General features: G+C 38.4%; 17 protein-coding genes and 1 rRNA gene. 1 reads left to right on the top strand and 17 read right to left on the bottom strand.

Features of this window, described 5'->3' with window-relative positions; genetic code table 11:
* Positions 1 to 122 precede the first annotated feature (122 nt).
* From DS745_RS20510 to DS745_RS20465, 10 genes are all read right to left on the bottom strand, one after another.
* Positions 123 to 1,709 carry a stalk domain-containing protein gene (locus DS745_RS20510; protein ID WP_161568328.1) on the bottom strand — a complete coding sequence of 529 codons (1,587 nt, stop codon included), beginning with the start codon at positions 1,707 to 1,709 and terminating at the stop codon, positions 123 to 125.
* Between the two features lie 85 nt (positions 1,710 to 1,794).
* A complete protein-coding gene (locus tag DS745_RS20505; protein WP_129080129.1) occupies positions 1,795 to 2,328 on the bottom strand; it encodes a DUF4269 domain-containing protein in 534 nt (177 codons plus the stop codon).
* The gene (locus tag DS745_RS20500; protein WP_129080128.1) at positions 2,328 to 2,879 is read right to left on the bottom strand and encodes a hypothetical protein; all 552 of its coding nucleotides are present in this window, start codon (positions 2,877 to 2,879) and stop codon (positions 2,328 to 2,330) included. The genes DS745_RS20505 and DS745_RS20500 overlap by 1 nt, the downstream gene beginning before the upstream one ends.
* A 111-nt stretch (positions 2,880 to 2,990) precedes the next feature.
* On the bottom strand, positions 2,991 to 3,332 hold the full coding sequence (locus DS745_RS20495; protein WP_129080127.1) for an Mpo1-like protein: 342 nt from the start codon (positions 3,330 to 3,332) through the stop codon (positions 2,991 to 2,993).
* Positions 3,333 to 3,454: 122 nt separating this feature from the next.
* On the bottom strand, positions 3,455 to 4,888 hold the full coding sequence (locus tag DS745_RS20490; RefSeq protein WP_129080126.1) for an LVIVD repeat-containing protein: 1,434 nt from the start codon (positions 4,886 to 4,888) through the stop codon (positions 3,455 to 3,457).
* 304 nt (positions 4,889 to 5,192) lie between these two features.
* Entirely contained in the window at positions 5,193 to 5,612 is a 420-nt protein-coding gene (locus tag DS745_RS20485; protein ID WP_129080125.1) for a hypothetical protein, read from the bottom strand.
* 205 nt (positions 5,613 to 5,817) lie between these two features.
* Positions 5,818 to 6,354, bottom strand: coding sequence for a GNAT family N-acetyltransferase (locus tag DS745_RS20480; RefSeq protein ID WP_129080124.1), 537 nt, complete (start codon positions 6,352 to 6,354; stop codon positions 5,818 to 5,820).
* 373 nt (positions 6,355 to 6,727) lie between these two features.
* Positions 6,728 to 9,160, bottom strand: coding sequence for a bifunctional diguanylate cyclase/phosphodiesterase (locus DS745_RS20475; RefSeq protein ID WP_129080123.1), 2,433 nt, complete (start codon positions 9,158 to 9,160; stop codon positions 6,728 to 6,730).
* A gap of 211 nt (positions 9,161 to 9,371) precedes the next feature.
* A complete protein-coding gene (locus DS745_RS20470; protein WP_129080122.1) occupies positions 9,372 to 9,983 on the bottom strand; it encodes a LysE/ArgO family amino acid transporter in 612 nt (203 codons plus the stop codon).
* Positions 9,984 to 10,163: 180 nt separating this feature from the next.
* Positions 10,164 to 10,796 carry a hypothetical protein gene (locus tag DS745_RS20465; RefSeq protein WP_161568327.1) on the bottom strand — a complete coding sequence of 211 codons (633 nt, stop codon included), beginning with the start codon at positions 10,794 to 10,796 and terminating at the stop codon, positions 10,164 to 10,166.
* Between DS745_RS20465 and DS745_RS24690 the strand changes: the two genes are divergently transcribed.
* Positions 10,796 to 10,990: a hypothetical protein gene (locus tag DS745_RS24690; protein ID WP_161568326.1), complete on the top strand. Its 195-nt coding sequence runs from the start codon at positions 10,796 to 10,798 to the stop codon at positions 10,988 to 10,990. The two genes, DS745_RS20465 and DS745_RS24690, sit on opposite strands and share 1 nt — an antisense overlap.
* 141 nt (positions 10,991 to 11,131) lie before the next feature.
* Here the strand turns inward: DS745_RS24690 and DS745_RS20460 are convergent, their stop codons facing one another.
* The 7 genes from DS745_RS20460 to rrf form a co-directional block, all read right to left on the bottom strand.
* Positions 11,132 to 11,650, bottom strand: a complete 519-nt coding sequence (locus DS745_RS20460; RefSeq protein ID WP_196121292.1) for a hypothetical protein — start codon at positions 11,648 to 11,650, stop codon at positions 11,132 to 11,134.
* Positions 11,651 to 11,704: 54 nt separating this feature from the next.
* Positions 11,705 to 11,896, bottom strand: coding sequence for a hypothetical protein (locus tag DS745_RS24970; protein WP_206662946.1), 192 nt, complete (start codon positions 11,894 to 11,896; stop codon positions 11,705 to 11,707).
* A gap of 221 nt (positions 11,897 to 12,117) precedes the next feature.
* Complete coding sequence (locus DS745_RS20455; RefSeq protein ID WP_129080121.1) at positions 12,118 to 12,456, bottom strand: hypothetical protein; 339 nt, start codon at positions 12,454 to 12,456, stop codon at positions 12,118 to 12,120.
* 211 nt (positions 12,457 to 12,667) lie between these two features.
* Positions 12,668 to 13,069: a sulfurtransferase gene (locus tag DS745_RS20450; protein ID WP_129080120.1), complete on the bottom strand. Its 402-nt coding sequence runs from the start codon at positions 13,067 to 13,069 to the stop codon at positions 12,668 to 12,670.
* Between the two features lie 66 nt (positions 13,070 to 13,135).
* The gene (locus DS745_RS20445; protein WP_129080119.1) at positions 13,136 to 13,510 is read right to left on the bottom strand and encodes a hypothetical protein; all 375 of its coding nucleotides are present in this window, start codon (positions 13,508 to 13,510) and stop codon (positions 13,136 to 13,138) included.
* Between the two features lie 202 nt (positions 13,511 to 13,712).
* Complete coding sequence (locus tag DS745_RS20440) at positions 13,713 to 14,132, bottom strand: RrF2 family transcriptional regulator (RefSeq protein WP_129080118.1); 420 nt, start codon at positions 14,130 to 14,132, stop codon at positions 13,713 to 13,715.
* A gap of 339 nt (positions 14,133 to 14,471) precedes the next feature.
* Positions 14,472 to 14,587: ribosomal RNA gene (gene rrf / locus DS745_RS20435) — 5S ribosomal RNA — on the bottom strand.
* Positions 14,588 to 14,820 lie beyond the last annotated feature (233 nt).

The following is a 14,820-nucleotide window of genomic DNA, read 5'->3' as shown; positions in this document are numbered from 1 at the left end:
ATTTAATTAGAAATTTAGTAAAATAGACCTACCAATACTTTACCATGAATATCTTAATATTACCAATATTTTATATTAATCTAGCCTCTCGTACAAGTTCAAATTAATAAATTCGGAAGTAGTTATTTTTCAATGATAATACTTCGAGATGAGGCTTGATAGTTGACCTTGGCACCGAACTGTTCGGAAACAAAACGAATTGGAACAAAAGTCCGACCATTATTAATTTCTGGTGCAACATCGATTAACCTCTTTTGACCGTTGACCAGTACGTGTTGGTCATTAACAGTTAATACGATCGTGTTACCACCATTTTTTATCGTCACTGTTTTTGCATTTGGATCCCAATGAACATGTGCTCCAAAAGCTTCACTAATTACCCTAATCGGGACAAGCGTACGGTTATTTTTTAGATATGGTGGATGATCTAAAACAGCATTTTTCCCGTTTAGTAACCAACTGGGTTGATTAAGCCAAAACATCATTTCCGTTTGAAGATAAATTTTGGAATGCCAAAAAGCAACACCATTTTGCTGTAGACGCTTAATCATCTCTACGGTTTCTTTACCAGAGAGAGGATTATTAAAGATAAATACAGTTTTCAGGCTTGGAAGCGTATTTAATGGCGTCAGAATACGAATATTATTACTGTCTGCATAAATAGTTTCCAAGTTTAATAGATATTTTAATGGATCAATACTCTCTACGCGATTGTAACTAAACTTCAAGTATTGTAATTCTTGAAGTTCCTTCAAAACAGTGATGTTCGAAATTGAATTCGACGATATATCAAGAACCGTGAGTTCTCTTAACAATCGCAAATCGTTGATATCCTGAATAAAGTTACTTGATAGATTTAGATTTTTAAGGTTTGTCAATGACGCTAACGGTGATAAGTTTCTTATACTATTTTGACTCACATCTAACTCTTCTAAATGAACAAGAGAAGCAAGTGGACGTATATCTTTAATGCCCATGAAAACCAAACTAAGACTTCTTAATGTTGTTAGTTTACTAATTTGGTTTAAATCAAGATTACCTCTTAATTCGTAATCATACAGTAACAATTGTTGTAAATTTGGAAGCTCTTCTAACGGAGTAAAATCCTTTATTGGGTTATGCCATATTGAAACTCCTTCTAATGAGGCTAATTGTTCAATACCCTTTAGATCTTCTAGCCCGTTTCCAACTAAAACTAATTCCCTCAAATCCATCTGTACTAGAAAACCTAAGTCACTTAAAGGAATGGCTGCTAACGTTAATGACTCTATTCCCGATAGATTTAGAACTGGTGCTAAGTCACGTACCTCAGATCCATAAATTGACAGTTTTTGTAGTTTCGGAAGCTCATGTAAGAGCTGCAAATCACTGATCCTTCTAGTATCTATAGATAGATGGTTTATCTTTTTTAAACCAACCACTAATTTAAGATCCTCTTGAGAGATCGAATGGTTTATGATTAATGTCTTTACATTTTGTAAATGCTGAATTCCTTCTAGCGTATCGGTGCTACCTTCAATGTTTAGTTCAGTAACTTTCTCTACGTCCTCCTTAGTAATCGGTCCTTCCGGCATTTTTAGTTGAATCCTAATAGCTCTTTCTAAGTTAGGATCTGGAAAAGACAGCGTTTGATCATTTGCTGAGACTTCTGCTCCTTGTCCAATAATAGAAACTACGACCATTATTAGCACTAGTATGTATTTTTTCATCTGTAACCCTCCCATGCTTACAAGTATTTTATCATTAACAATACTTGTAAAATAGACTTTATTGCCGACTGGGAATAGTTACCTTTTAAATCAAACAGATATTCCTACCGTAATTGATCAGAGATAGATAAGGATCACTTTCATCTAAACCTAATACTTTACAAAAAGCTGGCTCAGTTTTATATCCCCGCTGTTTCAAGCTGATAACTTGATCTCTCAAGGTAGGGATGCATTTTATTAGTTGGTCTTCAATTATCATATGAAGGTAAGCGTTTTGTTCGAAAACAGGCTGCGGTTGACCAAACAATTCAAACTCATATCCCTCAAATAAAAAATTGGCTTTTACGACGGGTACATCTCTAATTATTACTTCCTTTAGTCGATAATTATCGAGGTGACTGTATAAATCTTTCACTTGCTCTCTAAATCTACTGAAATTATGAACTTCCATAATGATGTCTAGATCAGAACCATCTACATCAATTCCAATCGGTAAAGTTCCACATAGGATCGGGGTGTAAATAGCGAGATTATCCATGATCCCTACCTTTTGGATCGCATCGTACGCTCTTCGTTGCCGCTCATTGCCCAATTTTAAATAGTCAATTGATGTAAACATTAGTACCCACCCCTCTTGCTATGAAAAATTGGATTCCTCTCACTAAAGATAAATGAAGTTAAAACTTCCTCGTCGGCCTTCACTAATTTCTCGCTGATTTCTTGCGTGCTATCGGCATAGGTAAAACCTTGCGCATCTTCATAAGCCTGAAGCATATCTACAAGGACCGAAAGTTCTTCAAACATAAGACCTTGATCCTGTCCCTCATTAATTTCTCTCATCATTTGATAGAGATATCCATGTAAGGAGATATGAAAAAGACTGATATTCGCAGGAATCGAAATGCCCCTTTGCCTTTCAAGTTGAATGAGGTGATAGTTAACGGACACTGCCATTATTAGTTCTTCTATAGCCACTTCTTCTCCCCTAATTGCTTTGTCTAGCTGGTACTTCACAGCTTCCTGGCCTTTTACATAATCTATAAGGGTGGTTCTTTCAAGCGTTGAAAGTGTATCCTCTACTTTTGATTGTTTGGTAATGTAAATTCCAAGTACACTTGCTAACATAATATTAAACACTAAGCCGACAATAAAATGCTTTTTATAATCCAAATCATTCATCACTCCTAAACAAGTATTACTCATTTACTAGTTTAACATTATTTTCCTTCAAGTGATCAAAAAACAGCGAACCATAATTCTGGCTCACTGCTTTTCTCACACCTATTTAGCAATTTTTTTATTCTTTTCAAGCTTGGCTAATTCACCATTTAGCTTTCCGAATAATGTAAAGAAGTACATTTGAAAGTCAGCACGAAGTGACCAAAAAGGATGACCAAATGTAGCTGGCTTATTTCCCTCAATGAAAAAGTGAGATATCCACGCAAAACTGTAAGCGATTACAGGAGCTAGCAGAACAATCCATGAATTTCCTAAAATAATGGCTAAAGCAATACAAATAAATACAAAGGTTGTCCCAACAAAATGCCATGCTCTTGTCTCTTTTTTACTATGCTGCGTTAGATAAAATGGCCAAAATTCTTGGTAGTTTTTAAATTCTTTCATTTTATAACCTCCTTTCTCTCTAAGTATACTATATTTGGAATATTCTGCATACTCAGACACTCTAGCAACTTATTCTTATTCAAGAAAACGACCAAATCATCGTCGACTTGGTCGTTCCTATATTACTTTATCGGTTTGTTTTCATTATTTTCGTTACCATTGCCACTATTATTTCTCAATAGTACCTTTAAACCTTGACCCATATCAGATGCTAAAATGTAATTACGGTCTACAAAGACGCCCCAGACATTCGCCCTTTCTGATGTGTAACGGGCAATCTCTACAGGATTGCTCGGGTCAGTTATATCTACACCCAGTACACCACCTGAGTAATAGGATAAGTATAAAGTATTTCCTAATACTTTAGGGTCATGAACCGTTTTCGCAAACGTGTTTCTTCCCGTTGAAGTTGGTGGGATATCAAACGTTAATTCTGTCGTAAACTCGCTTAATAACACCGGGTTCTTTTTGTCTTTAATATCAAAAATTCTTGTATAACCGTATGCATCTTCATAACCTACCCCTACCGGATTGGCAACTTCACGAGTCTCAATTAAAATCGTACCGCCTCTCGCTAAAGCTGCAGAGTGAGCTGCACCTTTTTGATTATCACGATAATCTGTTCTACCTAAGTACACAGGATTTTTCGGGTCTCTAATATCAAAGATAACAGTTCCTAAATCCCACATTGACACATAGGCATAATGACCATTGTTATCGGTGATTACACTATGGTTGAATACTGGTCTCGTTTTTCCATCGGGAGCATACCAGTGATAGCCATTGAAATCTGCTGGAATTTCCGGAAGCATACGAGGATCAAACTGCCATAATTTTTCAGGATTAGTTGGATCAGTTACGTCAATAATCTGAAAATCTTTCTCTACTCCGTGAGTATAATAATCAGCGTATGGATTGGATGCTAGAAGAATCGCACGATTACCTTGAGTCGTTAAGTATAATTCATAAGTTCCTGAAATTCTTCGATCTAATTTGTAAAATCCTAATCTCTTCGGTTCAGCTGGATTAGACACATCGTAAAGAAGCACACCACCAATACTATTTGGTCTGTTTGTATTGTTTCTTGATGTTTGTTGAAGACTGACAACCGCTAGATCCCCTTTAAAATGAGGCGTGTTCACCGATTTAACAATGACTTTTTCCTGCCATGTGTTAGGAATTTCATTCGCAAATACCGACACTTCAACCGGATTTGAAGGATCTTTCAGATCAAATACTCGCACACCACCATTTGCTCCATTCGCAGTATGAGTGCCTATGTACGCATACCCCTTATGAGCATATACATCTGCGGTATTGTTCTGTACACCATTTACAACATTTAGTTGAACACTAGCCGCTTGGTGTAAAAATTTTAAATTCCTTGAACCACTCACACTGTAAGGTAGAACTTGGACTTCAGAAGCGTCAAATACAAACTGAATTTCCTTCGACACACCTTCCTCTAAAGCATCGTGAGCAAATACAGCTCCCGATAAGCTAGAAAACAAAAGCGCACTTGCAAGTGTAGTTTTCAATACTAAATTCTTTTTCAATAGCAATCCCTCCAAATGATTTAATAACTTGACAAGCAAATCATACTAAAAGATTGTAAATAATTGGATGTGTTTAAAGTTCTAAATATTTTCACTATTCAAACAGTGACAAACTCCTAAACTTCAGTAATTCACCATTTCTTTAGGAGGACGAAATAGTTTTTTTCGCCAAGGACTTTTACATCATAGAGGCTATGATACAGTAATAAAGAAAAAGACTACCTAATGTAAGGTAGCCCTAGTTCGCGGAAATACAAAGTTAAAATAAGTCATCTTTACCTAGAGAGTATCTAAGGCCAAACGACTATTTTTCACTCGTTAGTTTCTGTTTTAACAATTCTGTGTTTTTCGTATCTAATAATCCATAACCTTCACGTAGGTTACTACTAATAATCGTAACCGTATCATCCGCATTGAACCAAACTCTGTATTCATACTGTCGTTCAGGCATGTCGTCTTTTTCTTGGAAGTATAAAGTAACCTTGTAGTTCTCTCTCGTTGGCATCGAGACTTCACTATTCGGCTCCCACTTCACGTGTTTAAAGACGTCTTTCATTTCTTTTAAAAGGGCTTGATCGGTAATCATTACAACCTCTCCCTCGAACCCTTCAGTATTCACTGTTTGTACATCCACTCTGGTTAGCTGCAAACCGTCGTCTCCGGTACAGCCAGCTATTAAAAAAGTAACCAGCAATAGAATTAATCCTAGCATTAGTTTCTTCATCCTACACACTCCTAATTTTATTTATATTTACCTGTATATTCTCTTTTCTAACAGATTTTTTATTCATAAATTTTTTAACATAAAAAAAGCTGCCTCAATACAACGAGGTCAGCTTATGGTATTCGATTTATTTTTCGAGTCATCCCAATTGTAAACTTTTTAAAGTCCATACTTTCATAATATCCTTCTAACTGCTCAACGCACATTAGCCTTTATAATCTTCCTTCAAAAGTCCATAATAAGCCAAATCATGATGATTTCCTAATCGACTAACGTGTTGCTTTAAAGTACCTTCGTATTTCAAACCGATTTTCTCCATGATTCTCCACGAACCGGGATTATCGGTAAATGATGCAGCAAAAATCTTGCGTAGCTGTAATGTTTCAAATCCGTATTGCATTAGTCTTCGCGCCGCTTCTGTACCATAACCTTTGCCCCAATGAGGTTTGCCAACCCAATACGCTAGTTCGCCACGACTGTGTTCCTCAGCAATACCTAAAGCAATTGTCCCAAGCAAACTACCCGAGTTTTTCTCAGTAATCGCAAAAACATGTTGTCTGCCATTTTTTGCAGCTGCCAGTACACTATCAATATAATCAAGAGCTGAACCTTTCGGGTAAGGGTGAGGAATATTTAACGTCGTTTTTGCAATCTCATAATCGGAAGCATATTCCTCGACGATTTCAGCATCCTCTCTTTGTAACGGTCTTAATAGCAATCGTTTCGTTTCTAGCCTCGTCATGTAAATGTCTCCTTTATCCTCTGGTGAGAGTTAGAATTCGTGATTCTGACTAATTATTCCTTCTTCCTTGAGAAGAAATATATTTCGTGAACAGTAATTTTAAAAGGCTCTTTTCGTAAACATTGTGGCTTTTCTATCCTAAAATTATCGGAAAATACCCTAGATGAAGATATCAGCCAATAAATTATGTAAGAAAAGAGCATTACTTACTAAATTAGTGGTGAATTGTTAGTAATTTGTGTAAAAATCCGGCTTTTGGGATTTTTACGAAAGCAACAAACTTTGCGAAAACAGACTTTTAAAAAGACTTTTGCAAAATAACGTACCTATTGTCCTCAAACATCAAAAATAGAAAAAAGCGTCTAAACCACTGCTAGTTTATACGCTCCTTATTAGACTGCCACTCACTTAAAAAAACTTGATAAGCTTCAAACGGCAATGGTTTTGTAAAGTAGTAGCCTTGGCCAAAGTCGCTACCTGCCCTAGCAAGAAACTCTAGCTGCTCTTTGGTTTCAATTCCCTCAGAAACTACCCGTAACTGTAGATTTTTCCCCATCGATAGAATTGCCAAGACAATCTTCTCTGATTTTTCAATATCCCAAATAAACGATTTATCAATTTTCAATTGATTCATTTGCAATTCATGTAGCTTGGCTAGTGATGAAAAACCAGTACCGAAATCGTCGATGGAGCATTTGATCCCTAATTTCGCTAGCTTCCCTAAGTTCATTTGAACTTTTTGAGAGTCACTAATCGAAGTTTCTTCTGTAACTTCAATCATTAACAATTCGCCCTTACATTCAGTTTCATTGAGAATTCCACAAACACTTTCAGCAAAATACTCATTCTCTAATTGTTTTACCGAAACGTTCACCGCTACGTACTGCTTAGAAAAACCTTGCTGATGTAGCTTTTTCGTCTGGATACAAGCTTGTTTTAACACCCATTTTCCTAGCTGATGGATATGCCCTGATTTTTCAGCAATCGAAATGAACTGATCCGGTGGCAAAAATCCTAGTTTCGGTTGATGCCAACGAATTAAGGCCTCTGCCCCCACAATCTTCAATGTACTCAATTCAACAATTGGTTGATACCAGAGTTCAAACTCATCATTCTCAATCGCCGAATGTAAATAATTGCGGATTTTAAACTCCCTTTTCACACTATCCTTCATCATGTCTGTATAAAATATGTAGTGACTCCCTACATATTGTTTCGCTTTAAACATTGCAATATCAGCATTCGCTAGGATCGTGTCTCCATCAAGACCATGCTTAGGATAAATCGCTGCACCAAAACTACCACTGACAAAAAGTTCATGATTTTCAATCCAAATAGATTTTTTAAGTTCACCAATCATTCTCTCGATTTGCAAGGTTGCTTTTTCAACGGCATTTTCACCACTCACAATGATGACAAATTCATCGCTACCGAAGCGACCAATAAGCGCATCTTTGAAGATTCGTTGTAGCTTCGAAGTAACCGTTTGCAATACGATATCTCCAATCGCCTGTCCAAGGTTATCGTTTATGCTTTTAAAATTATCAAGATCCCAACATATTACAACTAACTTCGTTTTTTTATGATTAGCAGTTTGAATTTTATTTTCCAGACAAGTGGTTATATAGGAGCGATTAAACAGACCAGTTAAACGATCTTTGTATTTGAGTGTGTCAACCCGTTCTTCCCATTCCTTACGCTCACTAATATCACGAACGACACCAACGTATTTCTTTGAAACACCATCTTCAATTTTAAAAATTCGTAACGACTGCGGGTATAGCGTCCCTTGCTTATTACGGTTCCATATTTCACCTGACCAGTGTCCATTTGAGAGAATATCACTCCACATATCTTTATAAAACTGCAGGTCATATTTGCCGGACTGGAGAATTCGTTGATTCTTCCCAATCAATTCTGAAGAACTGTAGCCCGTAATTTTTGTAAAAGCATGATTTACCCACTCAATATAACCTTCTGTGTTTGAAATTACTACTCCCTCAGTATGGTATTTTAGTACATTACCTAGTAGTTCATTATGTTTATCAGCAAGGCGCTGCTCAGTACGATCAAAATAGAGTACGTAAGTAGTTACATGCACACCACTATGAAACGTTGGTAGGATGATCATCTCAACATCTACTAAACTACCATCCTTTTTCTTCCTTGCTGTATTTGTTTTAATAATACCGAAACTACTAATTTGATTAACGTGATTTTGTATCTCATTATGATTGAGCCAATCTGGATAAATCACTTTATTTGGTGTGAAGCCTCTAATCTCTAGTAAATCGTATTGAAACAACTGTTCAAAGTTAGTATTAACATCAATAATTCGATAATTCTCGTCCAAGATGGCAATTGCATATGGAGATTTCTCAAAAAGTGTTTGAAAAAACGTTTCTTGAAGTTTAATCGCAGATAGATCTGAAATGATCGAATGCAGGACATTTACACCATTAATATTCAGGATCACACTTTCCATTTTGACATCTTTTACAAGTCCACTTTTTGTTATATGGGAGAAAAAGAGACTACTTTTTCCTTCGTTTACTACATTTCTAATACTAAGATCAATCTCTTGTTTACTTAGTGTATGAATATCATAAACACGTTTAGATAAAAGTTCCACTTTGGAATACTCGTAAAATTGTGTAGCAGCTACATTTGCATCAAAAATACTTCCACTTGTAGGATCGATAAGTAAGATCGGTAAGGGGTTTTGATCCATGAGTGCTTTATACAGGTCTGAATACCCCCCAGATTTTTTCGATATTCTCTTCGTTAGTCTGTTATGTCTTTCCATGTGAGCTTCCTCATTTCGGGCAAATGCATGTTGGCAGATTAATAACTGCTAGGTGATTTACAAACTACATAATACCATGAATATCCACTCTACCCAATCCCCTATCCCTCTATATTTGTAAAGGTTTTATGAACTTTACCTAGCAAATTCTAAAAAAAGCCCCCCTAAAGATTAACACTTAAATAGTTATAAGTTAATTTCCATAGAACTTTTATACAAGCAATAAATAAAGCAAATAAAAGGCCGTCACCCACATGATGAGAGCTGAAGTTTTGTTTAACCAAACGATAAATTTGCCTGAGTTATTTAACCTACCTACTTGTCTACCAACGAATGCTAAAGAAAAGAACCAAAGCCACGAAGTGATGATACATGCTAACGCGAAGGCCATTCTAGTCGTACCTGAATACGACAATGAGCTCGTCCCAATTACACCGACAGTGTCCATGATCGCATGTGGATTTAATAATGAAACTGAGGCAGCAAATACTATTTGTTTTTTAGGTGAAAGAGCTTTAGCATCTGATGCCGTGGTAACAGCTTTGCTTCTCCAGATCATATAGCCCATGTAAAATAGAAAAATAATTCCTACGGTTAGTAATACTACCTTTAAACAATAAATACCTAAAACCAACACTGAAACCCCTAATATGGCTAGGGTTATCAATAGTGTATCGCATAAAGAAGCCGTTAAAATAACAGGAAAAGCTCTCCTGTATCTAGGCTGTGTCGCACCTTGGTTGAAGACAAAGACATTTTGGACTCCTAGAGGCAAAATAAGTCCGAATGCTAATATAAACCCATGAATGATTGCACTGATCATGATAAAACCTTCCTCACATTATCAAACTAGTTACCTTTTATTCTATGGCTATTACATTTTACTAAACGATGAGGAATTTTTCACCAAAAAAAAAGGTGCATAGATTGCACCTTTTAATAACACTTAATTAATCTCTTCTTCGAATTGTAATGTTATTACTAGCTGTATTGTCTCCCGAAGTCACGTTTTGAATGACGATATTTGTGGCGGAACCTGCCGCTGCTGCTGAATCAGCATCGGCATCGGCTGAAGCACTCGCGTCAGCATCGGCATCGGCATCGGCTGACGCATCGGCGTCGGCGTCAGCACTTGCATCAGCATCCGCAGCTGCGTCAGCGTCGGCATCGGCGTCAGCTGACGCATCGGCATCGGCACTTGCGTCAGCATCAGCGTCGGCTGAAGCATCAGCACTTGCGTCCGCGTCGGCAGCAGCATCAGCTGCCGCATCGGCATCGGCACTTGCGTCAGCGTCAGAGCTTGAATCCGCATCTGCTGCAGCATCAGCGTCGGCGCTTGCATCAGCATCGGCTGAGGCGTCAGCGGATGCATCGGCATCGGCGTCGGCTGCAGCATCGGCATCAGCGCTCGCATCGGCATCGGCTGCGGCATCAGCATCAGCACTTGCGTCGGAATCTGCATCGGCCGAAGCGTCAGCATCGGCTGAGGCATCAGCATCGGCGTCACTATCAGCGTCCGAGTCCGAGTCAGCATCAGCATCAGCGTCGGCATCAGCATTAGCTGAAGCCGCTGCGGAACTTTTCTTACCTGAGGCTGAAGATGCATTATTTCCAGCTGCTGCGGCTGCTCGATCATTGGCATCTGCATTTGCGGCAGCAGCTGTAGCGTCTTCCTCACTTGCAGCTGCTGCCGCATTTTTACTTGCTGAAGCAAATGCAGCAGAAGCACTTGCACCATCGTTGCCTGAAGCCGCAGCCGCATTTGTACCTGAGCTCGCTGAGGTACTAGATGCTCCATCGGGACCCGCGGCACCTGCGGTTGCTGATTGATTTTCAGCATCAGCTGAACAACAAGACTCTTCATTTTGTCCTTGGTTATTTACTTGTTCTTCGTTGGGCATGATAACAAACCTCCTCTATCGATTATTTACTCAATTGTAATATCATTGTTTGCCGTGTTGTTTCCAGAAGTTACGTTTTGAATAACGATATTTGTTGCGTCTCCAGCCGCGGCAGAAGCATCAGCATCGGCTGCTGCGTCAGCATCTGAATCAGCTGCGGCATCAGCGTCGGCGTCGGAATCTGCATCTGCATCGGCGTCACTATCGGCATCAGCATCGGCATCGGCTGCCGCATCAGCGTCAGCATCGCTATCACTATCGGCATCAGCATCGGCCGCCGCATCGGCGTCGGCATCGGCGTCACTATCGGCATCGGCATCAGCGTCAGCATCGGCGTCGGCATCGGAATCTGCATCAGCATCGGCGTCGGCATCGGCGTCAGCGTCGGCATCGGCGTCAGCATCGGCGTCGGCATCGGCATCGGCGTCAGCGTCAGCATCGGCGTCAGCGTCGGCGTCAGCGTCGGCATCAGCGTCGGCATCACTATCTGCATCAGCATCGGCGTCAGCATCGGCGTCGGCATCGGAATCTGCATCAGCGTCGGCATCGGCGTCGGCATCAGCATCGGCGTCAGCATCAGCATCAGCATCGGCGTCAGAACCAGCTGCGCTAGCTGCGTTTTTTGAAGCTGAGGATGAAGATGTCACACCAGCAGCGGCAGCAGCCTTATCATTCGCAGCAGCATCTGAAGCAGCCGCATCGGCATCTTCATTTCCGGCAGCAGCGGCAGCATGTCTACCTGACGCTGCATCCGCAGCTGCTGAGGCAGAGCCGTCTTCTCCTGCAGCAGCCGCTGATTGGTTGTTAGCACTTGATGCTGCTGAAGAAGCTCCATCTGGACCCGCAGCACCAGATGCTGAAGCTTGCTCTCCAGCATCTGACGATGAGCAGCAATTTCTTAAATCTTCATTCAGATTTTGGTTCTTGTTTTCTTCCATGATTTATCACTCCTTTTATTGTATTGGTTATTATTCTATTAATCTTTTCTAAAACTTGTATCGGCTACTATAACTAGGGTATAACCTTTTTCCTAGTAAGTTAGCAATTTTATGCTTACTAGTGCTCAAGACCCTTTTCTAAAATAGTCAACAATTTTTGCTTATACTCTTTTTCTTCTTCAACTTGATTTAAGATTAAGCTCTCACAAGCTTCTATTTTTTGTAAGATCAACTCTTCGTGTTTTGCTAAAAAGTACTTGTTTTCGAATAATATAGAAAGCATTGATATATAACTAGCAATCATCTTTGTCCCATGAAATTCGGGAATGCTTATAGGCATAAACGTGTTCTCAACATTTGTACTTGCTTTATTTCTTCCAGACGTAGCATGTTGAACTGCTATATGATTTGTCTTATCATCACTATCCTTGCGATTTACTTTCTCGTGATTATCCATCAGCTCGGACACCTCCTATTAGTATCCTTATGGTAAAAAAGTTCTAGTGACACAGCGAATACATAGAGTTTCTTGTTAATAGACGTTAGTATAGAAAATAAAAATAGACCTCTAATTAAGGTCTATTTTTATTTTATTGACTAGTAATTGAAACCCATTATTAAATAATTAAAGCTCTCCCTTCATTAATACTGAAAGAGAGAGCTTTATATTATTTGTTCATACCTATACAACTATTTTTACTGCAAGGTACTGTAGATAGCTCCTGCCCAGACGATTGCTGAGTATAATAACCGATTATTCTTATTCCCCTTCGTCGTAAAAAACGAGCACTGAGATTTACTAATAACTGATCTGACGCAATAACTACGACATTTTTTCCGCGAACATCCTGAAAATTCCTCTTTAAATAAGCCAATGGCAAATGGATTGAAACTTCCTTTACTGGACTTTTAAAAGCAATATTATAGTCTCTTACATCTAACAATACGACATTTTCATCAAACTTCTCTGTTTGAACATCAACAGACCTAATTCCAATGATAGGTACATATCTTTCATACAGGAAGAAAAGAAATACAATCGTGACAATGCCTAAAAGAATAATGAGCATATTATGTACCTCCAATATTTATTACATACAGAAAGAGCTATAAAGAAAGCTTCATAGCTCCATTTTTTATTTATAAGAATTTAATCTATTTTTGGTTAAGAATGAATTAGTACGATCATTTGTTGTATCCTTGATGCTTGACGGTAGCTTTTGAACTAGCTCTTTAAACCATTCACTATCATTTGTTAATAATGCAACATCTATTAAATCACGTACAAAGCCCTCTGTCCAGATGTGAACTACTGGTAAAAGAGTAACGTTTTTCTTAAGTAAAACAACATATTTTCCTATAAGCTTTATGTGATCAGATTCAACCACAGTTATCTTCACTATTCCGTTGAATTGGTCAATACTTACGATATATCCTTTAATTAATTCATCGTTTTCAGTCTTCCCTTTAACCCATTCTCCTACCTTTAACTCAGGGTTAGTACTAAACATTTGATTCACCGCCTATTAAGTGTTACAAATTTTATTACAGTTTATTTCTAAAAAAACTTAAACATAGCTAACGATGCTTAAGCTTACGTAAATCAATAAATATAATACTGTAATAATAATATATACAGTTACTGATGTCAACTGAGAGTTACCTGAACTGTATAAAAATTAGTTACATTATACCAAAAAATAAAACAATATCTTATTGACATTGCTTAATTTTCATTAATACTGAGGCTATTGTTATCTGATCGAGATAATTTGCATAGTAATCATCCGCTTCCTCAAATACCTCATCCATCACGACCTGTAGATTTGATGAAATGAGACAGCCTTTACTTGGATCACCAGTACACCAATTAGGTTTTATAGCTCCACATGAAACAGATCGGTATATCTGACCTAACGTAATTTCGTTTGGTTCTCCCTTTAAGATATAGCCCCCGCCAATACCCTCTTTTGTCTGAACAAAGCCACCATTACGTAAGCTACTCATTACTTTTCTAACTCTCGCAGGGTTTGTCCCTACATTATTTGCAATATCTTGGCTACTTGCCATACGGTCAGGGACATACGCTAAAAAAACAAGGCTATGTACAGCTATTGTAAATTCACTATTCACCGATAAATTCCTCCCTTATAGCCAGTACTGTAATACTAATGTATACAGTTAAGAAAGTCAATACAGTTGAGTGAACAGTCTGGTGACTGGCGAGCACTATGAAGATCATGAGGACACCCGTTCCGTTATTCTGCCAAAAAAACATAAATTTTGAGTTTCGCGGACGATCCCTTATTTATGCTCTGAACCGTGTTTTAGTTGTTATTTTGGCTAAATAACGGAACTGGTGGCCGCGAATTTTCAAAAAGGGCTTTTTGGGATAAAATAACGGAATATATGTCCTCGAAAGTTCTATATATTAAATAAAAAAAAACACATCCATACTGGATATGTTTTTCTACCTAGCAACGTCCTACTCTCACAGGGGGAAACCCCCAACTACCATCGGCGCTGAAGAGCTTAACGATCGTGTTCGGCATGGGAACGAGTGTGACCTCTTCGCTATCGCCACTAGATTTTATTCAATTGTGAATTGTCAATTATGAATGTTCAATTGTTCTTTTAGCCTCTGAGAAGCTTTAAACAATTCATAATTCATAATTGTTAATTCATAATTCCTACAGGGTCATTCCCTGAAAACTAGATAACAAAGCGACTGACTTCAATTACATCATGAGATGCTTCTTAGGATATCTTCATGCAGCTTTGCGACGAGGAAGCTTGCTTCGAAGCAATGCTTGTAGACGCA

It is taken from the genome of Anaerobacillus alkaliphilus (assembly GCF_004116265.1).
In the GTDB taxonomy this organism is placed as follows: Bacteria; Bacillota; Bacilli; order Bacillales; family Anaerobacillaceae; genus Anaerobacillus; species Anaerobacillus alkaliphilus.
This window is presented reverse-complemented; position numbering and strand designations above follow the sequence as displayed.